Here is a 22,566-nt window from a genome sequence, read left to right on the forward strand (position 1 = left end):
CCTGTCATCGCTGTCCCTGCCGTCGCAGTTGGGTGAGGTCGAACGACTCGCTCACCTGGTTGCGTTGCAGCCCCTGCACCTCCGTCTTGGCGACCACGATGTTGGGGAACAGGAACAGCCAGTTCGCCGCGGCGTCGTCGGACAACGTCCTGGCGACCTCCCGCATGGCCCCGACGTACCGCTGCGCAGGCCCGCTGTCGGCCTCGTCGAGAAGCCGCTGCACCCGCGGACTGTCGTACCCCCAGTAGAAGTCCGGATCGCCGAACGTCGTGATGTCCTGCGGTTCCACGTGCTGCACGATCGACAGGTCGTAGTCGGCGTCGGTGAACACCTGCTGCAACCACACGGCGGGGAAGTCGAGCGGTTCGATGTCGACGTGCACGCCCACCTTCGCCAGGTCCGAGGCGACCACCTGCGCCGACGACACCGCGTACGGCAGGTTCGCGATGCGCAGGTTCAGCCGCAACGACTCGTGGCCTGCCTCCCGCAACAGCCTCCGCGCCCGTTCGGGGTCGTGCGGGTACCGCCCGGACAGGTCCTCGAACCACGGGTCGGTCGGGGCGACCATGCTGCCGATCAGCTCGCCGCGGCCAGCCCACGCGGCGTTCAGCAACGCCTTCCGGTCGATGGCGTAGGTCAGGGCCTTGCGCACGCGGACGTCGTCGAGGGGCGCCCGCCGGTTGTTGTAGGCCAGCACCACCTCGCCGTTCGTCGTGCCCTGCAGTACGCGGAACCGGTTGTCGGCCTCGAACTGCGGCAGTGAGTCCGGCGCCGTCACCCCGGAGATCACGTCGATACCGCCGGACAGCAGCGCGTTGTTCAGCGCCGTGGCGTCGGCGTAGTACTTCAGCACCACCGTCGAGTAGGCGGGTTCGAGACGGGTGTACTCGGGGTTGCGGGTCAACACGACCGAATCGCCACGCCTGCGGCTCTCGACGTCGTAGGGGCCGGTTCCCACCGGATCGCCTGCCAGGTCGGCCACGCCGGACGGATCGAACATCGCACCGATGCGGGTGGTCATGGTCCGCAGCCACGAGTTGCTCGGCTCGTTCAGCACCACCCGCGCGTGATGATCGTCGACCACCTCGACGCGGTCGACGACGTCCATCGCCGACTTCAGCGAGATGGTCCAGTCCTGTTGGACGCGTTCGATCGAGAACTTGACGTCGGAGGCGGTGAACGGTTCGCCGTTGCTGAACTGCGCGTCGTCGCGCAGGTGGAAGTCGTACACCCGGCCGCCGTCGCCGACCGTCCACGACTCGGCCAGCAACCCCTTGATGTCACCGTGCTCGTCGACCTTCACCAGCGTCTCGTAGACGTTGTAGAGCAACGCCTGCGGGATGGCGGCACCGTCGGTGGTGGTGAAGTCGAAGTTCTGCGGCTCGGCGGTGAATCCGACGGCCAGCGTCGACGGGTCGTCGCTCACCATCGCCGTCGACCCCGCGGTGCACGCGGACACGGCGAACGCGGCGGCACACGTGAGCGCCACGCCCTTCCGCGCCGACCGGCGTGGAGGTCTCCGACGACACCGTGCCATTCCGACGCCTCCCGAGGTGATCAGGAATGGCTGAGGTTCGCACCGCGCCGACCGGTGGTCAAGACCTCATGCGCCGAGCGCACGCTCGAGATCACGCCACAGATCCTCCGAGTCCTCGAGGCCGACGCTCAGCCGCAGCAGTCCGGCGGGCACGTGGGAGTCGCCGGGAAGGTGCGCGCGCCGCTCGACGGTCGTCTCCACCCCGCCGAGGCTGGTGGCGTTGTGGATGAGTTCGAGTTTCGCGCAGGCACGCTCGGCCGCATCGCCGTCGGCGAGTTCGAAAGCCACCATCGCGCCGGAGCCCGGGTAGCGCACGCGCGTCACGGCCGGGTGCGAGGCGAGCCGGTCGACGAGGAACTCCGCCGTCCTGGACGCCTCCGCCAGCCGCACCCCGAGGGTCCGCAGTCCGCGCAGGGCGAGCCACGACTCGAGGGTCCCCGGCGTCGCGCCGGTGCGGGTGCGGGCTTCGCGGACGGCGGTGGCGAGGTCGTCGCGCCCGGCCACGACGACGCCGAGGAGCAGGTCGCTGTGTCCCCCGATGAACTTGGTGGCGCTGTGCACGGAGAGGTCGGCACCGAGGGCGAGTGGCTGCTGGCCGAGCGGCGTGGCGAAGGTGTTGTCGACGACGGTGAGCGGCCGGCGTTCGGACTGGGCGACCGCGGACAGGATCGCGTCGAGGTCCATCACGTCGAGCGTGGGATTGGTGGGCGTCTCGAGCCACAGCAGATCCACCTCGCCCGCGGCCGTGATCCAGGCCGCCGTGTCGGTGGGTTCGATGCGCCGGACGGTGAGCTTGCCCTGCTTCTGGGCGTGGTCGAGTGCACCCCGCGTGCCGGTGTAGCTGTAGACGGGCACGGCGATGGTGGCGCCCGCGGGCAACAGGTCGAGGACGGCGGTGACGGTGGCCATGCCGGAGGCGAACGCCGTGGCGGTGCCGCCTTCGAGGGCGCCGACCGCCTCTTCGAACGCCGCCCACGTGGGCGTGCCGACCTCGCGGGAGTAGTCGAGTCCCAGCGCGCTGGCGGGGACGAGCGGGACGTTGGCCGGCTGTCCGTCGGCGGCGTCGGGACGTCCGGCGAGGATGGCGCGGGTACGGGGAGACCACGAATCGTTCACGTTGCTAACGGTAACGACGGCTCCGGTGGCAGGCGCGCCGACGAGAGCGAGCTAACGCGGGCCTCGCGGTGACCGGGTTCGCCAACGGCGAACACCGCGAACAACGGCGCACAGGGGCGGACAGGGCGCACAGGGGCGGACAACGAACGCGGCCCCACTTTTGACCCGATGGTGTGACCTGAGTCGCCCACCGTCCACCCCGACACCGACACCCAGCAGAAAAAGCCCCGGGCGAGCGCCCAGCGGGGCCGAAGGACCAGGACGTGCCCAACGGGAGAGATCTGCCGCGCCCAGCGCGATGTGGACCCGGGACGTACCCAGCGGAACGGGAGATCCGGGACGTGCCCAGCAACGATGGGGGTCCGGGGGCGTGCCCCCGGCTGGGGCGTGGGGCTTGGCCCCACAGTCATCCACGGAAGCTGACAAAGCGAAACGCCCCTTGCGTGAGCAAGGGGCGTTTCAGCTTACGTGCGCGAGGTGGGAGTTGAACCCACACGTCCTTTCGGACACACGGACCTGAACCGTGCGCGTCTGCCATTCCGCCACTCGCGCGAGTGCCTCTCTGCGGCAGCTCCAATAGCGTAGCAGGCCGTTTCGGGCCGTTTCACCGGCCCCGGTGTCACGACCGCGAAACCCAGATACGATCGATCGCGGGGAGGAACCTACAAGGGGAGGAGGTTGTCCGGAATGGGTCGCGTTCAGCGTTTTGACCGGCGCCTGGAGAACCTTGTAGGCAACACCTTCGCACGGATGTTCGGTGGCAACGTGGTCACTCAGGAAGTGGCGCACAGTCTGGAGCGTGAGAGTGAGGACAACGTTCGTGAGCTCGCGGGTGGGCGCAAGCTCGCTCCGAACCACTACATCGTGTCCTTGGGTGCTGCAGATCACGACCGGATGGCGGGGGACGAACAGCGGGTCACCAGTTTGCTGGCGGATGCCGTCTCACAGCATCTGTCCGAACACGGTTGGGACACCTATGGTGACGTCGTAGTTTCGCTAGAGCGCAACGACGCGCTGCATACTGGACAGTTCAAGACCCGCTCGACCGTTGATCCCGACGTCACAGCATCTGGCGGCGGAGGTCACGCACGGCCGGCACGAACCAGCGACGCAGGAGACCGAGCAATGAGCCAGCCCGGCGGCTACGGCCAGTACGACCAGGGTGACCCGTACGGCCAGCAGGGCCAGTACGGATACGGACAGGGACAGCCCGGTTACGACCAGGGCTATGGCCAGCCCGGCGGGTACGACCAGTACGGCCAGGGTGGTTATGACCAGGGTTACGGCCAGCCCGGGTACGACCAGTACGGCCAGGGCGGCTACGACCAGGGTTACGGCCAGCCGCAGCCCGGCGGCTTCGACCCCGGTTACGGTCAGCCGCAGCCCGGCCAGGACCCGTACGCCGGTTACGGACAGCCCGGGTACGACCAGGGATACGCGGCTCCGCCGAGCCCGCCCGGGGGCTACCCGGCACAGGCGCCGGCTCCGCAGTCCGACCCCTACGGCCAGCCGGCCCAGGACCCGTACGGCCAGGGCGGCGCCTACCCGCCTCCGCCCGGTGCCCCCGGCGCGCCCGCGGGTGCTCCCCCGCGTGCGCTGACGGCGATGCTGCAGCTCGACGACGGCTCGGGCCGCAACTACTCGCTCAAGCAGGGCAGCAACGTCGTGGGCCGCGGCCAGGACGCCGACTTCCGCCTGCCGGACACGGGCGTCTCGCGTCGGCACCTGGAGATCACCTGGGACGGCCAGAGCGCGACGCTCGCCGACATCGGCTCGACCAACGGCTCGACGGTCAACGGAACTCCGGTCCAGACCTGGCAGTTGGCGGACGGGGACGTGATCCGCGTCGGCCACTCGTCGCTGGTGTTCCGTACCCAGGGCTGAACGGATCCGGGTTCGCCTGCCCGCTTCGAGCGGAGAAGAACCCGGGTTTTCTCCCAATCCCGCATGGGCCGCGTATGCGGGTCCCGCATAATAGCGGCCATGTGGGGGCCCGCGGCGCGTTCGCCGCGGGGCGAGCGCGAAAAGGCGGGAGCTGACAGGGCAGGTGCCGGAGCTAGTCGTACAACTCACCAGAGCGGGCTTTCTCTTGCTCCTCTGGCTGTTCGTGTTCACCGCGCTGCGCGTGGTGCGCTCGGACCTCTATGCGGCGTCCGGTCTGCGGGTCAACCTGCCGGGCCTGCGCCGCGGCAAGGAGAAGAAGCGGCCTCGTGCGGGTCGCGGCGCGAAGATGCCGCGGCAGCTCGTCGTCACTCAGGGAGCCTTGTCGGGCACGAGGATCGCGCTCGACGGCAAGCCGATCCTCATCGGCCGTGCCGACGACTCCACGCTGGTGTTGGACGACGACTACGCGTCGACGCGCCACGCCCGCATCTCCTTGCGCGGAGACGAGTGGTACGTGGAAGACCTGGGCTCGACGAACGGCACCTACCTCGACCGGGCTAAGGTCACTGCACCCCTCCGAGTCCCGCTCGGCGTCCCCATCCGGATCGGCAAGACGGTGATCGAGCTTCGCCCATGACTCTCGTCCTTCGCTACGCGGCACGCAGTGACCGCGGCCTGGTGCGATCCAACAACCAGGACTCGGTGTACGCCGGCCCCCGCCTGTTGGCGCTGGCCGACGGTATGGGCGGCCACGCCGCCGGTGAGGTGGCCAGCAAGGTGGTCATCGCGTCGTTGGCTCCGCTCGACGACGACGAACCGGGCGACGACCTGGTCAGCCAGCTGCGTGACGCCACCATCCAAGGCAATCAGGCCATCGCCGAACTGGTGGCGAACGACCCCGAGCTGGACGGCATGGGGACGACGCTCACCGCGGCACTGTTCGCGGGTTCGAAGCTCGGCATGGTGCATGTCGGCGATTCGCGTGCGTACCTGCTGCGCGGTGGCCAGTTCTCGCAGATCACGCGGGACGACAGCTTCGTCAACGAGCTGATCGAGCAGGGCCGCATCACCGAGGAGGAGGCGGCGACGCATCCCCAGCGTTCGCTGCTGCTCAAGGCTCTGACGGGCAACGACGTGGAGCCGAGCCTGACGGTCCGCGAGGCGCGGGCCGGCGACCGGTACCTGTTCTGTTCCGACGGCCTCTCGGGCATGGTCAGCAACGAGACGCTGGCCGAGGCGATGCAGATCCCGGATCCGCAGGAGTGCGCGGACCGGATGATCGAGCTCGCGCTCAAGGGCGGTGGTACGGACAACGTCACCGTGATCATCGCCGACGTGGTCGACGTCGACTACGGCGAGGACGCACCCATCGTGGGCGGCGCCGCCGGCGACGGCACCGACGAGGGACCGCAGGGCGACTCCCCCGCCGCGCGTGCGCGGGCGTTGACCGCGCCTCCCCCGCAGCAGGCCACGCAGGCACAGGCCGAACCGGCCGAGCCGCCCGAGGACCCGAAGGCCAAGCGCCGCAGGCGGATTCGCCTGCTGGTGGGGATCGGCCTGGCGATCGTGCTGTTGGCTGCCGCGGCCATCGCGACCCGATACTTCGTGATGCGCCAGTACTACGTCGGCGTGGGCGCGAACGACGAGGTCGTGATCTACCAGGGCATTCCGGGCAGCGTGCTGGGCCTGGAGCTGCACGAGGAGGCGGAGGGCTCGTGCCCGCCCGCGTCGACGCTGTGCGAGCCGCTGCGTCTGCAGGATCTGCAGCAGGACGCGCGTTCGGCCGTGTCCAACTCGGTCAAGCGGGACGACCTGTCGGCCGCGCGCGACTACATCGACACGCTGCGCCGCAACAACATGCTGGAGATCTGCGACGACGAACAGCAGCCGCAGGGCGGCGGCGTCATCGGTGGGATCGGCGAGAACACCCAGCAGGGCGGTGCGAACGACGACTCCGGCGGCGACGCCAACGGCGGTTCCGAAGGCGGCGAGCGTGACCGGCGGCAGGGCTCCGACGAGTCCGGCGCGGCACAGCCCACGACACAGGCGGGACAGGACCAGCAGCCGGGGGTGGACTGCCGTCCGGCGCCCGGCTCGGGCGGTAACTGATGGCCACGGCCGCAGGCAACCAGGGCGCGGTCGGGCAGCAGTACACCACGAACCCCCCACGTGAGCTGCCCAAGCGCCGGGGCACCGAACTCGCGCTGCTCGCGTTCGCAGCGGCGATCGTCACGACGGCGTTCGTCCTGGTCCAGATCAATCAGGAACAGGCGCTGTCGTGGTCGATCCTGTGGTACGGCGGCGCCTATCTGGCGATCTTCTCGGTCGCGCACGTCGCGGTGCGCTACTGGGCGCCGTACGCGGATCCGCTGATCCTGCCGTGTGTGGCGTTGTTGAACGGTCTGGGCCTGGTGATCATCTACCGGATCGACCTGGCCCAGACCGAACGGGCGGAGTCACTGGGGCAGACCTTCAGCGGCAACGCGCCGCGGCAGGTCATGTACACGGTGCTGGCCCTGGTGCTGTTCCTCGCCGTGCTGCGGGTGATCAAAGACCACCGCACCCTCACCAGCTACGCCTACACGGCCGGTCTCGTCGGTCTGGTGCTGTTGGCGCTGCCCGCGGTGTTGCCGAGTTCGCTGTCGGAGGTCAACGGCGCGAAGGTGTGGCTGAAGCTGCCGGGCTTCTCGATCCAGCCCGGTGAGTTCGCCAAGATCCTCCTGATGATCTTCTTCGCGTCGTTCCTGGTCGCGAAGCGGGACCTGTTCATGACCGCGGGCAAACGCGTGCTCGGCGTCGAACTGCCGCGGGCGCGGGACCTGGGCCCGATCATCATCGCCGCGGTCGCGTGCCTCGGCGTCCTGGTTTTCGAACGCGACCTCGGCACGGCGCTGCTGTTCTTCGGCATCACGCTGATGATGTTGTACGTCGCGACCGAACGCGTGATCTGGGTCGTCGTCGGCCTGAGCATGTTCCTGGTCGGCGCGCTGCTCGCCTACCAGATGTTCACGCACGTCCAGCAGCGTGTGACGAACTGGTTCGACCCACTGGCCACCTACGACGACCCGGGCGGCGGTTACCAGATCGCACAGGGGCTGTTCGGACTCGGCACGGGCGGCATGTTCGGCACCGGACTCGGCTCGGGCAGGCCGGAGATGGTGCCCGAGGCGCACACCGACTTCATCACCGCCGCGCTCGGCGAGGAGGTCGGCTTCGTCGGCCTGGCCGCGGTGCTGCTGGTGTATCTGATCCTGTCGATGCGCGGCATGCGCAGTGCCCTCGCGGTGCGCGACACGTTCGGCAAGCTGCTGGGCGGTGGCATGGCGTTCGCGATCGTCATGCAGGTGTTCGTGATCGTCGGCGGGATCACCAAGCTCATCCCGATGACGGGTATCACGACGCCGTTCCTGTCGGCGGGTGGTTCGTCGCTGTTGGCGAACTACATCCTGATCGCGTTGCTGTTGCGGATCTCCGACACCGCGCGGCGTCCCCAGCAGCCGAAGCCGCGTGGGCAGGCCGCGCAGCAGAAGCCGCTCGCCCCACTCGCCGAGGCGCACACCGTGATGGTGCAGCGACCCGCCGGTGCTGCACTGGAGGGCGGAGCTCAGCCCGCTCCGCAGGCAAGCCCTCCGCAGGCAAGCCCTCCGCAAGCGGGTCCGGCACAGGCGGCTCCACCGCAAGCACAGCAACAACCGGTGCAGCCTCCCCAGCCGCAGTCCCCCCAGTCCCCACCTGCCCAGGCGCAGTCCCCGCAACAGCACGCGGGCCGGCCGCAGGCAGGGAACCAGCAGGGGCCGGCGGCGCGACCGGCACAGCCGGAAGGAAGCCGGCAGCAACCGGCCGGCGACGAACCCGCCTGGCCGACGGACGAGGCGGCCGAGGACTCGGCTCAGCGATCGGAAGGGGATGACACGCCGTGAACACGCCCCTGCGCAAGGTCGGCATGGCGATGCTCGTGATGATCGTGCTGCTGCTGGCCAACACGACGTACGTCCAGGTCGTGCGCGGTGACGACTACGCGTCCGACTCGCGCAACTCCCGCGTGCTCTACGAGGAGTACTCCCGGGAGCGCGGCAAGATCGTCTCCGACGAGGCGGGCCAGGTGCTGGCCGGGGTCAAGCCCTCGGACGACAACTTCAACTTCATGCGCACCTACCGCAACGGCCCGATGTACGCGCCGGTCACCGGCTACTACTCGATCATGTACGGCGCAGGTGGCATGGAGAACGCCGAGGACTCGTTCCTCAACGGATCCGACCCGCGGCTGTTCGTGCGCAGGCTGTCGGACATGGTCACCGGCAGGGATCCGCGGGGCGGCAACGTCCGGCTGACCATCAAGCCGTCGGTGCAGGAGGCCGCGTACCAGGCGATGGCCGAGCGTGGTTACACCGGTTCGGTGGTCGCGCTCGACCCGAAGACCGGCGACGTTCTCGGCATGGTCTCCACGCCGTCCTACGACCCGAGCAGGCTCGCCTCCCACGACGGCGACGAACAGCAGAAGGCGTGGCAGGAGTTCTCCGAGGCCGACGGCAACCCGATGCTGAACAGGGCCGTGCGGGAGACCTACCCGCCCGGTTCGACGTTCAAGATCGTCACCACCGCCGCGGCGCTCGAGGACGGCATGGAACCCGACGCGTCGGTGACCCCGGACTCGAACGTCACGCTGCCCGGCACCAGCACCACGCTCGAGAACTACGGCGGCGCGACCTGCCCCGGCACCACGTTGAAGGACGCGCTCAAGTACTCCTGCAACACGGCGTTCGCCGAGATCGCGGGCAAGCTCGGCGCCGACAAGCTGCGGGCGACCGCCGAGAACTTCGGCATCGGCGCCGACGAGGACCTCGAGATCCCGCTCGGTGTCGTGCCCTCGAGTCTGGGCGAGCTGGAGAGCGAGGCCGCGCTGTACCAGAGCGGCATCGGCCAGCGGGACGTGCGGCTCACGCCGCTGCAGGACGCGCTGCTGGCCGCGACGGTGGCCAACGACGGCATGGCGATGAAGCCGAACCTGGTCAAGGCGCGCCTCGCACCCGACCTGTCGACCATCGAGGAGACCACTCCCGAGGAACTGACCGGCGACGAGGCCATGTCGTCGGAGAGCGCAGAGGCGCTCACGCAGATGATGATCCAGTCCGAGGAGAACACCAGCGGTGGTGGCAAGGACCCGGACCTGAAGATCGCGTCGAAGACCGGTACGGCCGAGCACGGCTCGGACCCGAAGAACACCCCGCCGCACGCGTGGTATACGGCGTTCGCGCCGCACGACGACCCGAAGATCGCCGTCGCGGTGATCGTCGAGTCGGGCGGTAACCACGGCCTGGCCGCGACCGGCGGCACCGTGGCAGCCGAGATCGCCAGGACGACCATCGCCGCCGCGCTCGGGGGTGGATAGATGCTGTCGTCCGGACAACTCATCGCGGAGCGCTACCGCCTCACCTCCCAGATCGCCGTCGGCGGGATGGGCGAGGTGTGGGAGGCCAGCGACACGCGTCTCGACCGCACCGTCGCGGTGAAGATCCTCAAGGCCGAGTTGTCCGGCAACGCCGAGTTCCTGCACCGCTTCCGGGCGGAGGCCAAGACCACGGCGTCGCTCAACCACCAGAACATCGCCGCCGTCCACGACTACGGCGAGACCGAGGCCGGCGAATCGGCCATCGCGTTCCTCGTGATGGAGCTCGTGGAGGGCGAGCCGCTCGCGGGGATCCTGCAGCGGGAGGGCCGGATCGCGGCCGACCGTACGCTGGACATCCTCGAGCAGGCGGCGAGCGCACTGCAGGCCGCCCACGAGCGCGGGCTGGTGCACCGCGACGTCAAGCCCGGCAACATCATGGTCACCCCGGCCGGCGGGGTGAAGCTGACCGACTTCGGCATCGCCAAGGCGGCCGATTCGGCGCCCGTGACCCGCAACGGCATGGTCATGGGCACCGCCCACTACATCGCGCCCGAGCAGGCTCTCGGCCAGGACGCCGCGCCGGGCAGCGACGTCTACTCGCTGGCGGTGTGCGGCTACGAGTGCCTCGCGGGCCGTCGCCCTTTCCTGTCGGAGAACGCGGTGACGGTCGCGATGATGCACATCCGCGACGTTCCGCCGCCCCTGCCGCAGGACGTGCCGCCGTATGCACGGGCGGTCATCGAGGCGACGCTGGTGAAGGATCCGCGGCAGCGCTACGCGAGCGGCGGGGAGTTCGCCGCGGCGATCGCGGCGGTCCGTTCCGGCCACGCACTGCCCGTTCCGTCGGGTATGACCGGTTACGCGGCCGGTGGTGCGACTCAGCACACGACGACGGCCGTTCCTCCCGGTCAGGCCGCTACGGTGGGTCCGGGATCGCATCCGTCGATGCAGCCGGTGTCACCCGTCTCAGCGCAGCAACCCGGCGTCATGACCGGTGGCGGGGCCACGTCTCACGGCATGACACCACCTGGCATGACGAATCCGGGCGCGCATCCTCGGCAACGGCCCGCCGGGATGTGGATACTGCTCACGCTGGCGGCGGTGGTGGTCGTCGCCGCGGTAGCCGTCCTGCTCATCGTGCTGCTCGGCCGGGACTCGGAGCCACCTCCGAGCCGGGTCGGGGACCAGCCGCCGTCGACGAACGGTAACTGGTCCCAGGCGGACTACGACAACGGGGACAACAGGTACGGGTACGGGCACGGCGACAAGCACGGGCACGAGGAACACGCAGAAGGCATGACGGGCACACCGTGGACGAAGTGGGACGGCACCGAGCAATGAGCGCACCGAGAATGCTCTCCAACCGCTACGAGCTTGGCGACACGCTCGGCTACGGCGGCATGTCCGAGGTCCACCACGCCCACGACGTGCGACTGGGCCGCGAGGTGGCCGTCAAGATCCTGCGTGCCGACCTGGCGCGCGACCCGCAGTTCCAGGAGCGGTTCCGCCGCGAGGCCCAGAACGCCGCCGCGCTGAACCATCCGGCCATCGTGGCCGTCTACGACACCGGTGAGGCCGACACCGAGTACGGCCCGCTGCCCTACATCGTCATGGAGTACGTCGAGGGCAGGACGCTGCGCGACATCGTCAAGACCGAGGGCCCGATGCCGGAGCGCCGGGCCATGGAGGTCATGGCGGACGTGTCGGCCGCCCTGGACTTCTCGCACCGGCACGGCATCGTGCACCGCGACGTCAAGCCGGCGAACGTGATGATCACGCGGGGCGGCGCGGTGAAGGTCATGGACTTCGGCATCGCGCGTGCGGTGCACGACGGCCAGGCCGCGATGACGCAGACCGCCGCGGTGATCGGAACGGCCCAGTACCTCTCGCCGGAGCAGGCGCGCGGTGAGCGGGTCGACGCGCGCAGCGACGTGTACGCCGCCGGGTGTGTGCTCTACGAACTCGTCACCGGTGACCCGCCGTTCACGGGTGACTCGCCGGTCGCGGTGGCCTACCAGCACGTGCGGGAGGATCCGAAGCCGCCGTCGGCGTCGAATCCCGACGTCTCCCCCGAGCTCGACGCGGTCGTGCTGAAGGCACTGGCCAAGGGGGCTGACAACCGATACCAGTCGGCGGCGGAGATGCGGTCGGACCTGGTGCGCACGCTGACGGGCCAGCGCCCGTCGGCCCCGATGGTGATGTCGGACGAGGAGCGCACGCAGGTGATGGGCGCTCCGGCAGGCGACGGGGCCGACCAGGGCGACGACCTCGCCTACGCCGACTACGACGAGGAAGAGCCCAAGCGCAGAAGGCCGTGGCTGATCGCGTTGCTGGTGCTGCTCGGGCTCGGCCTGGTGGCGTTCGTGGCGTGGCTGGCCGGCGCGTTCGACAGCGAGGAGTCCAACCTGACGCCGATGCCGTCGAACCTCGTCGGCATGCAGGTGCAGGAGGCGAAGCGGACCCTCAACGAGGCCGGCTTCAACAACATCAACGAGGAGCGCATCACCTGCCGCGCGGGCGCCGACCCGAGCGACGACAGCACCTGCACGCCCGATCAGATCGGCAAGGTCACGTGGACCGACCCGCAGGGCGCCGAGCAGGTGAACCCGAACGAGCAGGTGACGTTGCGCGTCGGTGCGGCTCCGCAGCAGGTGCAGGTGCCGGATCTGCGCGGTATGACGCAGTCCGACGCCGAGGAGGAGCTCAAGCGGGCCGACCTGCAGCTCGACCAGAACGTCCAGGAGGTCGAGGTCGACGACGAGTCGGCGGTCGGCACGGTCGTCGAGCAGGACCCGGGCGCGGACGAGAAGGTCGAACGGGGCACCTCGGTCACGATCACCGTGGGTGTGGAGCCCGCGAAGATCACCGTGGAGAACATGCAGGGCAAGCAGTTCGCCGAGGCCAAGCAGCGCCTCGAGTCGCTCGGCTTCTCCGTGGCCCGCGAGAACGTCGACAGCGACCAGCAGCGGGGCGTCGTCGTCAACCAGACGCCGAACGCGGGCGAGTTCGAACGCGGCCACACGATTCAGCTGCAGGTCTCCAACGGCGCCAACCAGGAGTTCCAGATGCCGGACCTGACCGGCATGAACGAGAACCAGGCCAAGCAGGCGCTCCGGCAGGCCGGATGGGAAGGCGGCGAGCCGAACATCCAGTACGAGGAGGCCGACGAGGAGTACGAGGGCAAGGTGACCAACACCAACCCCTCGGCGGGCGAGACCATCACGAAGGACCGCCCGGTGACGCTGTACGTCGGGTCGAAGGAGAGCGGCTCGCCGCCGTCCTCCTCGACCGGAGGGGACGAGGACGACGGGGGCATCCCCGGCTTCCCCTGATCCCGCCGCACAGGTGAGTCGATGACGGCCGCGCCGCCCGGAGCCATCCGCCCGGGCTGCGCGGCCGTTTCACTGCGGGTGCGCGGGCGTGCGGGTGTGCGGGTCCGCCGGCCAGGTATGCCTGCGGACTCGGCATGCGGCCGACCAGACGGCGTGTGTGGTCAGCGGCGTGTGGGCGGCGGCGTGTGGGCGGCGGCGTGTGGTCGGCGGCGTGTGGTCAGCGGCGTGCGATCAGGTGGCTGGTCGTGGTGGCCGAGACGGCCAGCGCGGCCGCCGATGCGCCGAGGCACAGCAGTGGGACGCCGAGGTCGGCGGCTCCTCCGGCGAGGCTGCGCAGCGCCGGGTTGACCAGCGGCACCCACGTCACCAGCAGCACCACGGCGAGAGCGGAAATCGCGGCGACGACCGTGTAGCCGACGTGTGGCAGTAGGAGACGTGAGCACGGCAGGCCGATCGCGACTCCCGAGCACACAGCGGCCAGGTGGACGAGCACGGCTGTCGGCAGCACGCCGGCCAGGGCGGCGGGACCGTGCAGCACCAGCGACCAGCCGGGCGTGACCACCACGGTCACCGCCGCGTACGCCGCGACGGCGGTGGTGAGGCCGGCGATCACGGTCGCGGGCCCGCGGGCGTGCGTGGTGGTCACGAGCCGCTGGGCGGGGTCCTCGGCGTCGGCCGTGGCGACCGTCAGCCAGCACGTGACGACCAGGAGGGCGCCCGCGCTCACGGCGAACTCCGGCGCGGCGGGGGCGGCGCGGTCGGTGAAGGCGATGGCCAGCACGGCGAGGTAGCCGATGACCGGCGGCAGGTACCGGTGCGATCGGGCGAGCAGGCCGGCGTAGTAGCGCGCGACCGCGGCGACCCGGACGGCGGGACCTGCGCAGTTCGGCGGGCTCACCGGGTCACCTCGACGACGGACCAGCCGGTGGACAGCGCGTCGCGGAGCACGGCGTCGCAGGCGCCGGCGTCCACGGTGAGTTCGACGTGACCCCCGCCGTGACCCCCGCCGTGACCGCAGGTGTGGCCGCCGTCGTTACCCCCGTGGCCGTCGTCCTCGGGCCCGCCGTCTGCGGCACCGGACAGCTCGGCCACGCGGACGATCCCGGCGTGGGACGGCCGGAGCGCCGCCGCTGCCGCGGTGCGGCGCAGCACGATGCGGACCGTGTCCCCGCCGAGTGCGCCGAGGCGGCCACCCGCGGGCGCGGTCGGCGCGATGCTCGGTGTACACGACAGCCGAGCCGGAGCGCCGGAGCTCGTCGAGGATGTCGCCGAGCGCCGCGTGGGCGTCCGGGTCGAGTCCGGAGAACGGTTCGTCGAGCACGACCAGGTCGGGTTCGGTGAGCAGTGCCTGCGCGAGGCCGACCTTCTGTGCGTTGCCCTTCGACAGCGTGGCCAGCGGGACGTCGGGTCCGCCCGCGAGGGCGAGGCGGTCGAGCCAGGTGCGTGCGCGCGCCCGGCCGGTCGCGGTGGGCAGCCCGCCGATGCGGCCCATCGCCGTGAGGTAGTCGAGGGCGCTGAACCGTTGCCCGCCCGGGAACCGGTCGGGCAGGTAGCCGATGGTGGGTGTGCCCGTGACGGTGCCCTCGGACGGCCTGCTCAGCCCGGCGACGATGCGCGCGAGCGTGGACTTGCCGGAGCCGTTGCCGCCGACGAGCGCGACGACGTCGCCGGGTGCGATGTCGAGGTCGACGCCGCTGAGCACGGGGCCGCCGCCGCGCCGGTAGCGTTTCGCGACGCCGGTGAGCCGTCGCATGCCGGCCTCAGGCGGCGGCGCGCTGCAACGCTCGGGTGGCTTGTTCGAGGCGGTCGACCGTGCCCGGGTCGACGGCGTGGCCCGCGGCTGCCATCCAGTTGGCGAGCATGCGGTGCCCGCCCTGGGTGAGCACCGATTCGGGGTGGAACTGCACGCCCTCGAGGGGCAGCTCGCGGTGCCGCATGCCCATGACGATGCCGGTCTCGGTGCGGCCGGTGACCTCGAAGGCATCGCCGGGGATCGTCTCGGGCAGTACCGTCAGCGAGTGGTAGCGGGTGGCGGTGAACGGCTCGGGCAGCCCGGCGAGCACGCCGGAGCCGTCGTGGTGCACCTGGCTGGTCTTGCCGTGCAGCAGCTCGGGTGCGCGGTCGACGGTGGCGCCCCAGGCGACGCCGAGGGCCTGGTGCCCGAGGCACACGCCCAGCATGGGGACGCGGTCGGCGGCGCACCTGTTGATCACGTCGATGCTCTGCCCCGCGCGTTCGGGTGTGCCCGGTCCCGGCGAGACGAGCACCCCGTCGAAGTCGCCGATGCGGTCGAGGTCGACGACGTCGTTGCGCCACACCTCGGGCTCGGCACCCAGCTGGGCCAGGTACTGCACGAGGTTGTAGACGAAGCTGTCGTAGTTGTCGACGACCAGTACACGCATATCCGCAGGGTACCGCTCCGAGGCGGAGAACGGACGGACCTCCTGACCTTCCTTCATGTTGTAGTTGCAGTAGCCCATGCCGCCGCTGGAATTCGAGTCCCGGCAGATCCCTTCTCGTCCGTGGTCGGTCTCCCAGTAGACCTGCACGCCGATGCCGTCCTTCTTCCGCGTGGTGCGTTACTCCTGCACTCGGCTCAGTCCTGCACTCGGCTCAGTCCTGCACTCGGCTCAGTCCTGCCCGTTCAGCCCTCGACCGACACGTCGTTGAACGGGAGCATCGGCTCCAGCCAGGGGAAGATCACCAGCATCAGCAGGGCGACCACGCCCACGATCAGGATGAGCGCCTCGAGCACGCGTACCGGCACGGGGCCGGGCAGGTGCCGCCAGATCCAGCCGTACATCTACGCCTCCCCGATCGCGGCGAGCAGGTCCTCGTACCCGGTGCCCTCGCTCTTGCGGTACTGGTTGGTCAGCACCGAGTGGATGATCATGCGTTCGGCGTCGGAGAACTGCGGGTGGCACGTGGTGAGCGTGAGCAGTGACGCCTGGGACGCGGGCGGCAGCGGGTCGTTCGGCTTGTACGGCACGGGCGCGACGGCGTCGCCGCGGTCGGGCAGCACGATCCGCCTGCCGAACGTCTCGTCGTAGGCGCCCTGCTTGTCCTGCAGGGGCGCGACGTTGTCGCACCGCTGCTGCGTGCCCTGGTTCTGTGCCCAGCCGTCGACCTCGTCGGCCATGGGCAGTACGCGGTAGACGTAGAAGCTGTCGGCGGTCTCCATGACGATGGCGTCGCACGAGTTGAGCAGGTCGAGGTCGTTGAACGGTGCGCCCTTGCCGACGCGGTGTCCGGCGACGCCGACGTTGCCGGGTTCGCCGGGCATGGCCGTGTTCTTGTAGTGGCCGGGCCCGACCTCGAGTGCTGCTGGGCCGACGCCCTGCTGCACGGTGAAGCTCCAGTCGGCGCCGAAGGAGGGGATGTACATGCGCGCGAACGCCTGCCCGTCGGCGGGATCGGTGTGCAGTTCGCGTTCCCCGCGCGGTGCGCTGCGCCATTCCTCTTCGAGCTCGGCACTGGCCTCGCGCTGGAGGTAGCCCGACTTCCAGTTGGTCACGTAGAGCTCGTAGACGACGAACAGCAGCAGGACGAGGCCGAGCGTGATGAGGACTTCGCCGAAACCACGGACCGCGGTGCGCACCTTGCCGCCTCCGCGCCTCGGCGGTGGTGGGGGACGTTCCTCGGAGGCACGCGGGGTGCCGATCTCGTCGGGCGAGGCCATCCGGCCCGCACCGCCACCCGGTCCGTCGTCGGATGTCGACAAGGCGGCTCCTTTCACCCTGGACCCTGCTTCGTCCTGGGCGTGAAGGGCCCAGGATGGAGGCCGTCGGCGATTGCCGGGCTTCTCGGTACTGCTTCGGACGTCTGGGCGCTTACGTTAACGTGTTGAGGTGGCGGTGGCCCAAGTCCGCCATGCGTTTCGACCCCCAGAGCACGAGGGACATCAATGCCCAAGTCGAAGGTCCGCAAGAAGACGGCGTACACCCCGCCCGCCGACCGGAAAACCCCGGTGAAGGTGTCGGCGGCCGGTCCGTCGCCGCTTCCTTACAAGATCGTCATGTTCGGGTTGATGCTGCTGGGCCTGGCCTGGCTGGTCGTCAACTACCTCGCGGGCGAGAAGATCGGCTTCATGCTGGAGCTGGGCAACTGGAACTTCGCGATCGGTTTCGCGTTGATGATCAGTGGCCTGCTCATGACGATGAAATGGCGTTGATCCAGGCGGCGGATCAGCCTGCTGCGACCGACTTACATGGGTGTCACTAATCCCCACTGTGGATGATTCTGTGGACAACTCCACTCTCCGTTGGTCGACCCATCCCGGCCTCGTGGTGATCGGCTGGGTCCTCGCCGTGGGAGCGGCGGTCGCCGCGGTGGCGGCGTCGGGGTCGGCCGACCGGCCGGGAACGCTGCTGTTCGGCTTGGGCGCCGTGGCGTTGACGCTGGCTGCGGCGTACGGCACGTTCGTCCGGCCCCGTCTCGCCGCCGATGCCGCCGGGGTGCGGATCCGTTCGCTGGGCGGCACGCAGGAGCTGGCGTGGGACGCCGTGCGGATGGAGCTGACGACCGTGCGGCGGTGGGGCCGCGAGGCCCCGGTCCTGGAGTTCGAGGCGCTGGCCGCCGAGGCGCAGGGCAGTTCGGGCGACAACACGACGAGCAGCGGCGGTGAGGGCCTCACGGTGCTCGGCTGGGTCGAGCTGGGTGCCGACCCGCGCGACGTCCACGACGCGCTGCTGGCCCTGCGCGGTTAGGCCGTGTCTGTTAATCCTCCGCCGCTACACGGACGTGCCGGGGCAGGCGTAGGGCACCGCGGTGCAGATGTCGGAGGCGATGGTGGCGTCGCGGTAGAGGATCAGGCCGATGAGCGCGGCGACGACGATGCCGACGGCCGTGATCTGGTACTGGGTGCGCTGCTTCTGCGGCGCGTAGAGCATCGCGACCATGACGAGAGCTCCGGCGACGAGCCCGCCGAGGTGGCCGAGCAGGGAGATGCCGGGGATGGTCACGGTCAGGACCAGGTTGATGGCGATGATGCCGATCGCGCCACTGGGGTTGAGCTTGAGTTTCAGCACGGCCACCAGGAGCGCGCCCATGAGCCCGTAGACGGCGCCGGAGGCGCCTGCGGTGCCGGTGTTGACGTCGCCGAGCAGGTAGACGGCGGTCGATCCGCCGAGCAGCGAGACCAGGTACAGCGCGAGGAACCGCACCTTGCCGAGCAGGATTTCGAGGTCCCTGCCGAGGATCCACAGCGCCAGCATGTTCATGGCCAGGTGCAGCAGCCCGTAGTGCAGGAAGCCGGACAGCACGAGGCGCGTCCATTCGCCGCCGGCGTACACCGCCAGCGGCCACAGCTGGCCGTCCTGGAACAGCGTGGACTCGCTGTTCTGCATAGGGTCGCCGACCTGCGCGGCGGTGGCGACGTAGAACAGGACGTTGAGCGCGATGAGCAGCGGGGTGACGACGGCCCTCGTGGACACGCGCGCCCCGGCGACCGTGCGGTCGCCGGGGCGGAGCGGCTGTGCGCGGCGCTGCTGTGCGCGCGAAGCCTGCACACAGTCGATGCACTGGTATCCGACCGACGCCTCACGGAGACAGTCGGGACAGGCGGGCCTGCCGCAGCGCACGCAGCTCAGGCCGGTCGGCGTGTTCGGGTGCCACCAGCACCCCGGCCGCGCTTGTTCGTCCGACCGGGCCGGGCCGTCGGGCGGATACGGAGGTTGGGTCACTGCACGCTCCACGTCACGACCGTCAACCTACCCAGGCGGAGTGGCAGAGATCAGGAACGCTCGATCTCGACCGACTCGATGACGACGTCCTCGAGCGGCTTGTCGGCCGGACCGGTCGCGACGCGGCCGATCTCGTCGACGACGGCACGCGACGAGTCGTCGGCGACCTCACCGAAGATCGTGTGCTTGAAGTTCAGGTGCGGGGTCGGCGCGACCGTGATGAAGAACTGCGAACCGTTGGTGCCGGGTCCGGCGTTCGCCATGGCCAGCAGGTAGGGCCGGTTGAACTGGAGCTCCGGGTGGAACTCGTCGTCGAACTTGTACCCCGGGCCGCCGCGGCCGGTGCCCGTCGGGTCGCCGCCCTGGAGCATGAACCCGTCGATCACGCGGTGGAAGATGGCGCCGTCGTAGAACGGGCCGGTCTTCTCGCCCTTGGCGTTCGGCTGCGTGTACTCCTTCGTGCCCTCGGCGAGACCGACGAAGTTCGCGACCGTCTTCGGGGCGTGATCAGGGAAGAGGTTGATGGCGATGTCGCCACGGTTCGTGTGCAGAGTGGCCTTGATCTTGGTACCGACCACGCTCTCGTTGCTCTCAGTCACACGAATCATCGTGCCATCCCGGGCATAATCCAGCGGTAAGGGGCAGGATGGGCGGTACGGTGACAGCCAGAGAACCGACGAATGACGAGGTGGAGGCGATGACTCGAACCGCGGAGGCGGGTGAGTCCGTGAAGGACCGGCTGACCGACGGGTCCGACGAGCTCGTGAAGAGCTCGAAGCGGGCCCAGAAGAAGCTGGCCGCCCAGGCCAAGAAGGCCGGCAAAGAGGTCTCCAAGAGCGCCAAGAAGGCCAGGAAGGTCGCCGACGAACGTCGCGGCGAGCTGGCCGAGCCCACTCGCAAGGCCAAGAAGGCCGCGATCAAGGCGGCCAAGGCCGCCGGTGAGTCGAAGCGCCGCGCGAAGAAGGACTTCAAGCTGGCCAAGAAGGATTTCAAGGCCGCGATGAAGGACGCCAAGGGCGCTGCGACCGGTGAGAAGGGCGAGAAGAAGAAGCGCAGGAAGCTTCCGATTCTGCTGGCGCTCGGCGTGATCGCGGGCGTGGCGTATGCGCTGCGGCCGAAGCCGGAGGCCCCGGTGGCGCCGGCTCCGCCGAAGAGCACCGACACGCCGGAGACGTCCGGTTCGGCGGGTTCGGCGAGCTCGAACGGCCAGACGGCCGCGAAGCCGCAGCCGAACCAGTCACCCAAGCAGGCCTGAGCACGGCTGAGTAACCGCGCGAAAAGGGCTACCTTCCCGCTGGGAAGGTAGCCCTTTCGTGTGAGAGCGGGAAGATCAGCCCGCGTACTTCTGGATGAGGGCGCCCAGGCGCGGCAGCGCCTCGATGACGTTCTCCTTGCCCTTCGGGCGCAGCTTCTCGTAGACCTTCTTGATGGAGTCGCGCGAGGACTTCTCGGCGCGGGCGTCGGTCACCGACAGCAGTGCGTCGGCGGCCTCGTCGCCGCGGCTCGGCAGGTAGCTGCCGAAGTCGCCGCCACCGTTGGCCTTGAAGTCGGCGAAGATCGGCTCGAGCGCGGCGACGAAGTCGTCGAGCAGGCTGTCCACGGCGGAGCCGATGATGCCCGGCTTGATCTTCTTGACGGCGCCGTAGCCGGTCTTGATGACCGTGCCGGACACGCCGCTCTTGTCGCCGACCTCTGCGTCGATGAGCTCGGTCAGGTCGTTGACGACGTCCGGACGCCGGGTGGAGTCGAGCAGAGCTTCCTTCAGGGTGTCAGCCACGAGATCTTCCTTCGTCACTTCGAAATTCGGAGGGGGACCACGCAGAGCCGACCGGTCGATCGTCACCTGTTCAGGGGAGCCGGCGTTGAACGATCAACACTGAGTGGCCTGCGCGTGTGGCGCAACCCTAGTACACCGGTCATTTGGTACTCACGTCGTGGCCTCATGTGCGTCGCTGCCTGATCACACAGAGCTAGGTCGGCGTGTGCCGAGCGCGTCGGAACCAGGAGCAACGGTGCACTTCGGGCGGAGATTCTCAGAGGCCGGGTTCTCAGAGGCCGAGGGTGGCGATGACGTCGGTGGCGACGGTGCGGGCTTTGACGCTCTGCTGCTGGTTGGTCGTGACGATGACGGCGTTGCCCTGTTTCGACACGGCGTACACGGCTCCCTCGTCGTCGGCCTCGTAGCCGCCGGACCAGCCGGCCGGCTGTTCGGTGGGGTTGGAGGTGTCGATGGGGGCGGCCCGGTCGACGAGTCCGGTGGCGACGTCGGCCTCGCCGACGTAGACCTGCACGGTGAGCTGCACTTCGCCGTCGGGCCGGTAGAAGAAGCACGTGGGATGGGGTTTGTCGGCCGAGAGCCGCACCTGGCCCACTCCTTGGCCGTTGGCGCTCTCGGCCTCGGCGGTGGGCAGGTAGGGGCAGTCGCCGGTGGTGGCGGGTTTCGGTTCGGGCGGCAGCTCGGGTGCGGGTTTGGTGCGGGTGACGGTGCGGGTGGTCGGTTCGCCGCCGTCTCCGGTGCCGGTGTTCTCGCCACCGCTGTCGGGTTCGGGGATGGTGCAGCCGGCGAGGGTGAGCGCCGCGGCGGTCATGCCGATCAGCGCGACGCGGGTGCCGCCGGATCCGAACAGTCGTCCCATGGTCAGCGAGTGAACCAGATGGGCTGACGGGGTTGCGGCTGGCACGCTGGCGGCATGGTCGCCGAGTCGGAACGGAGCGGTGCGGTGCAACCGGCGCAGCGGGACAGGGTGGTCGAGCTGGTGCGTGCGGTGCTGGGCGGTTCGCTGGTCGGGTGCTATGCGCACGGCTCGGCGGTGGGCGGTGGTCTGCGTCCGGCGAGCGATCTGGACGTGCTGGCGGTGTCGGAGGCACCGTTGGACGAGCGGCAACGCAGGTCGTTGACCGACGGCTGTCTGGCTCTGTCGGGGATGGGCGGCGAGCTGCGGCCGGTGGAGCTCACCGTGGTGGTTAGCGAGGACGTGGTGCCGTGGCGGTATCCGCCGGTCGGCGACTACCTGTTCGGTGAGTGGCGGCGGGCGGAGTTCGAGGCGGGCGCGGTGCCGGAGCGCGCCCCGATGCCCGATCTGGCGTTGGTGATCACGACGGCGCTCGAGGGTGCCTCGCCGTTGGCCGGTGCTGAGCCGGGTGAGGTGTTCGACGCGGTCCCGGTGGGCGATGTGGTGCGGGCGAGCGTGGAGGGCTTGGACGAGCTGCTGGCCGAGGTTGACACGGACACGCGGAATGTGGTGCTGACGGTGGCTCGGGTGTGGTCGACGACGGCCACGGGCCGGATCGTCGCGAAGGACGAGGCGGCGAGTTGGGCGGCGCGCCGGCTGCCGGACGAGTACGTGCCGGTGGTCGAACACGCCCGCGAGCTGTACCTGGGCAGCACGTACGCCGAGGAGGTGTGGCCCGAGCCCGTACTGGCGCGCGTGCGCGCATGCGTCGAATGGATGGCGGACGAAGCACGCCGCACCCACCCGCCGACCACCGAAAACGTCGGCCCCGAACGTTAGTGTGAGAACTCGGGGGACCCCCTCCGGCGCGAACGGTCCGTTCGCAACGCTCCTCGCACGTGCGCCGCACCGAACGGTCACCTCGCGCGGTCCGCCCAGCGCAGCGAGCGGGAAT

The 22,566-nt window shown here is 69.7% G+C and carries 22 protein-coding genes and 1 tRNA gene; 11 read left to right on the top strand and 12 right to left on the bottom strand.

Annotated elements, in window-relative coordinates:
• Nucleotides 1-4: 4 nt before the first annotated feature.
• The 3 genes from IF64_RS0101505 to IF64_RS0101515 form a co-directional block, all read right to left on the bottom strand.
• Nucleotides 5-1,429, bottom strand: a complete 1,425-nt coding sequence (locus IF64_RS0101505; protein WP_246134923.1) for an ABC transporter substrate-binding protein — start codon at nt 1,427-1,429, stop codon at nt 5-7.
• A gap of 174 nt (nt 1,430-1,603) precedes the next feature.
• The gene (locus tag IF64_RS0101510) at nt 1,604-2,653 is read right to left on the bottom strand and encodes a trans-sulfuration enzyme family protein (RefSeq protein ID WP_030530147.1); all 1,050 of its coding nucleotides are present in this window, start codon (nt 2,651-2,653) and stop codon (nt 1,604-1,606) included.
• Nucleotides 2,654-3,122: 469 nt separating this feature from the next.
• Nucleotides 3,123-3,205: transfer RNA gene (locus IF64_RS0101515), tRNA-Leu, on the bottom strand.
• A 135-nt stretch (nt 3,206-3,340) separates the two neighbouring features.
• Between IF64_RS0101515 and IF64_RS0101520 the strand changes: the two genes are divergently transcribed.
• The 7 genes from IF64_RS0101520 (at nt 3,341) to pknB (ending at nt 13,258) form a co-directional block, all read left to right on the top strand.
• Nucleotides 3,341-4,537, top strand: coding sequence for an FHA domain-containing protein (locus tag IF64_RS0101520; protein ID WP_030530148.1), 1,197 nt, complete (start codon nt 3,341-3,343; stop codon nt 4,535-4,537).
• Between the two features lie 163 nt (nt 4,538-4,700).
• Nucleotides 4,701-5,174 carry an FHA domain-containing protein FhaB/FipA gene (locus IF64_RS0101525; protein WP_030530149.1) on the top strand — a complete coding sequence of 158 codons (474 nt, stop codon included), beginning with the start codon at nt 4,701-4,703 and terminating at the stop codon, nt 5,172-5,174.
• Nucleotides 5,171-6,646, top strand: coding sequence for a PP2C family protein-serine/threonine phosphatase (locus tag IF64_RS0101530; RefSeq protein WP_030530150.1), 1,476 nt, complete (start codon nt 5,171-5,173; stop codon nt 6,644-6,646). The genes IF64_RS0101525 and IF64_RS0101530 overlap by 4 nt, the downstream gene beginning before the upstream one ends.
• Nucleotides 6,646-8,457 carry an FtsW/RodA/SpoVE family cell cycle protein gene (locus IF64_RS0101535; protein ID WP_246134815.1) on the top strand — a complete coding sequence of 604 codons (1,812 nt, stop codon included), beginning with the start codon at nt 6,646-6,648 and terminating at the stop codon, nt 8,455-8,457. The genes IF64_RS0101530 and IF64_RS0101535 overlap by 1 nt, the downstream gene beginning before the upstream one ends.
• On the top strand, nt 8,454-9,926 hold the full coding sequence (locus IF64_RS0101540; protein WP_030530152.1) for a peptidoglycan D,D-transpeptidase FtsI family protein: 1,473 nt from the start codon (nt 8,454-8,456) through the stop codon (nt 9,924-9,926). The genes IF64_RS0101535 and IF64_RS0101540 overlap by 4 nt, the downstream gene beginning before the upstream one ends.
• Nucleotides 9,927-11,267 (top strand): serine/threonine-protein kinase, encoded by a 1,341-nt coding sequence (locus tag IF64_RS0101545; protein ID WP_030530153.1) that lies wholly within the window; start codon nt 9,927-9,929, stop codon nt 11,265-11,267. It begins immediately after the preceding gene.
• Complete coding sequence (pknB, locus tag IF64_RS0101550; protein WP_030530154.1) at nt 11,264-13,258, top strand: Stk1 family PASTA domain-containing Ser/Thr kinase; 1,995 nt, start codon at nt 11,264-11,266, stop codon at nt 13,256-13,258. The genes IF64_RS0101545 and pknB overlap by 4 nt, the downstream gene beginning before the upstream one ends.
• 217 nt (nt 13,259-13,475) lie before the next feature.
• Here the strand turns inward: pknB and IF64_RS0101555 are convergent, their stop codons facing one another.
• From IF64_RS0101555 to IF64_RS0101580, 5 genes are all read right to left on the bottom strand, one after another.
• Nucleotides 13,476-14,156, bottom strand: a complete 681-nt coding sequence (locus IF64_RS0101555) for a hypothetical protein (RefSeq protein ID WP_051757370.1) — start codon at nt 14,154-14,156, stop codon at nt 13,476-13,478.
• A gap of 135 nt (nt 14,157-14,291) precedes the next feature.
• Nucleotides 14,292-15,011: an ATP-binding cassette domain-containing protein gene (locus IF64_RS0101565; protein WP_051757371.1), complete on the bottom strand. Its 720-nt coding sequence runs from the start codon at nt 15,009-15,011 to the stop codon at nt 14,292-14,294.
• Nucleotides 15,012-15,018: 7 nt separating this feature from the next.
• Complete coding sequence (locus IF64_RS0101570; RefSeq protein ID WP_030530158.1) at nt 15,019-15,660, bottom strand: aminodeoxychorismate/anthranilate synthase component II; 642 nt, start codon at nt 15,658-15,660, stop codon at nt 15,019-15,021.
• Nucleotides 15,661-15,902: 242 nt separating this feature from the next.
• Nucleotides 15,903-16,061 (bottom strand): hypothetical protein, encoded by a 159-nt coding sequence (locus IF64_RS27425; protein WP_048807403.1) that lies wholly within the window; start codon nt 16,059-16,061, stop codon nt 15,903-15,905.
• The gene (locus tag IF64_RS0101580; RefSeq protein WP_051757410.1) at nt 16,062-16,937 is read right to left on the bottom strand and encodes a class E sortase; all 876 of its coding nucleotides are present in this window, start codon (nt 16,935-16,937) and stop codon (nt 16,062-16,064) included.
• Nucleotides 16,938-17,162: 225 nt separating this feature from the next.
• Between IF64_RS0101580 and crgA the strand changes: the two genes are divergently transcribed.
• A complete protein-coding gene (crgA, locus tag IF64_RS0101585) occupies nt 17,163-17,429 on the top strand; it encodes a cell division protein CrgA (RefSeq protein ID WP_030530160.1) in 267 nt (88 codons plus the stop codon).
• Nucleotides 17,430-17,487: 58 nt separating this feature from the next.
• Nucleotides 17,488-17,964 carry a PH domain-containing protein gene (locus IF64_RS0101590; RefSeq protein ID WP_246134813.1) on the top strand — a complete coding sequence of 159 codons (477 nt, stop codon included), beginning with the start codon at nt 17,488-17,490 and terminating at the stop codon, nt 17,962-17,964.
• Between the two features lie 24 nt (nt 17,965-17,988).
• Here the strand turns inward: IF64_RS0101590 and IF64_RS0101595 are convergent, their stop codons facing one another.
• Nucleotides 17,989-18,939: a rhomboid family intramembrane serine protease gene (locus IF64_RS0101595; protein ID WP_051757372.1), complete on the bottom strand. Its 951-nt coding sequence runs from the start codon at nt 18,937-18,939 to the stop codon at nt 17,989-17,991.
• A gap of 50 nt (nt 18,940-18,989) precedes the next feature.
• On the bottom strand, nt 18,990-19,547 hold the full coding sequence (locus tag IF64_RS0101600; protein ID WP_030530163.1) for a peptidylprolyl isomerase: 558 nt from the start codon (nt 19,545-19,547) through the stop codon (nt 18,990-18,992).
• Nucleotides 19,548-19,636: 89 nt separating this feature from the next.
• On the opposite strand from IF64_RS0101600, the gene IF64_RS0101605 reads away from it, so the two are divergent.
• Nucleotides 19,637-20,194: a hypothetical protein gene (locus tag IF64_RS0101605; RefSeq protein ID WP_030530164.1), complete on the top strand. Its 558-nt coding sequence runs from the start codon at nt 19,637-19,639 to the stop codon at nt 20,192-20,194.
• Nucleotides 20,195-20,269: 75 nt separating this feature from the next.
• Here IF64_RS0101605 and IF64_RS0101610 read toward each other — a convergent pair whose 3' ends face one another.
• Both IF64_RS0101610 and IF64_RS0101615 read right to left on the bottom strand, forming a co-directional pair.
• The gene (locus IF64_RS0101610) at nt 20,270-20,716 is read right to left on the bottom strand and encodes a DUF6918 family protein (RefSeq protein ID WP_030530165.1); all 447 of its coding nucleotides are present in this window, start codon (nt 20,714-20,716) and stop codon (nt 20,270-20,272) included.
• 271 nt (nt 20,717-20,987) lie between these two features.
• Nucleotides 20,988-21,575, bottom strand: a complete 588-nt coding sequence (locus IF64_RS0101615; protein ID WP_051757373.1) for a DUF2020 domain-containing protein — start codon at nt 21,573-21,575, stop codon at nt 20,988-20,990.
• A 54-nt stretch (nt 21,576-21,629) separates the two neighbouring features.
• Here IF64_RS0101615 and IF64_RS0101620 point away from each other — a divergent pair, with 54 nt between their 5' ends.
• On the top strand, nt 21,630-22,451 hold the full coding sequence (locus IF64_RS0101620; RefSeq protein ID WP_051757374.1) for an aminoglycoside adenylyltransferase family protein: 822 nt from the start codon (nt 21,630-21,632) through the stop codon (nt 22,449-22,451).
• Nucleotides 22,452-22,566: the final 115 nt, after the last annotated feature.

The organism is Prauserella rugosa (assembly GCF_000719975.1).
Classification (GTDB): domain Bacteria; phylum Actinomycetota; class Actinomycetes; order Mycobacteriales; family Pseudonocardiaceae; genus Prauserella; species Prauserella rugosa.

Excerpts from the sequence above, each read along its gene's own strand:
- IF64_RS0101570 (WP_030530158.1), bottom strand. The coding sequence starts at position 15,660 with ATGCGTGTACTGGTCGTCGACAACTACGACAGCTTCGTCTACAACCTC.
- pknB (WP_030530154.1), top strand. The coding sequence starts at position 11,264 with ATGAGCGCACCGAGAATGCTCTCCAACCGCTACGAGCTTGGCGACACG.
- IF64_RS0101535 (WP_246134815.1), top strand. The coding sequence starts at position 6,646 with ATGGCCACGGCCGCAGGCAACCAGGGCGCGGTCGGGCAGCAGTACACC.
- IF64_RS0101605 (WP_030530164.1), top strand. The coding sequence starts at position 19,637 with ATGACTCGAACCGCGGAGGCGGGTGAGTCCGTGAAGGACCGGCTGACC.
- IF64_RS0101600 (WP_030530163.1), bottom strand. The coding sequence starts at position 19,547 with ATGATTCGTGTGACTGAGAGCAACGAGAGCGTGGTCGGTACCAAGATC.
- IF64_RS0101530 (WP_030530150.1), top strand. The coding sequence starts at position 5,171 with ATGACTCTCGTCCTTCGCTACGCGGCACGCAGTGACCGCGGCCTGGTG.
- IF64_RS0101580 (WP_051757410.1), bottom strand. The coding sequence starts at position 16,937 with ATGGCCTCGCCCGACGAGATCGGCACCCCGCGTGCCTCCGAGGAACGT.
- crgA (WP_030530160.1), top strand. The coding sequence starts at position 17,163 with ATGCCCAAGTCGAAGGTCCGCAAGAAGACGGCGTACACCCCGCCCGCC.
- IF64_RS0101620 (WP_051757374.1), top strand. The coding sequence starts at position 21,630 with ATGGTCGCCGAGTCGGAACGGAGCGGTGCGGTGCAACCGGCGCAGCGG.
- IF64_RS0101565 (WP_051757371.1), bottom strand. The coding sequence starts at position 15,011 with ATGCGACGGCTCACCGGCGTCGCGAAACGCTACCGGCGCGGCGGCGGC.
- IF64_RS0101505 (WP_246134923.1), bottom strand. The coding sequence starts at position 1,429 with ATGGTGAGCGACGACCCGTCGACGCTGGCCGTCGGATTCACCGCCGAG.
- IF64_RS0101615 (WP_051757373.1), bottom strand. The coding sequence starts at position 21,575 with ATGGGACGACTGTTCGGATCCGGCGGCACCCGCGTCGCGCTGATCGGC.
- IF64_RS27425 (WP_048807403.1), bottom strand. The coding sequence starts at position 16,061 with ATGTACGGCTGGATCTGGCGGCACCTGCCCGGCCCCGTGCCGGTACGC.
- IF64_RS0101520 (WP_030530148.1), top strand. The coding sequence starts at position 3,341 with ATGGGTCGCGTTCAGCGTTTTGACCGGCGCCTGGAGAACCTTGTAGGC.
- IF64_RS0101545 (WP_030530153.1), top strand. The coding sequence starts at position 9,927 with ATGCTGTCGTCCGGACAACTCATCGCGGAGCGCTACCGCCTCACCTCC.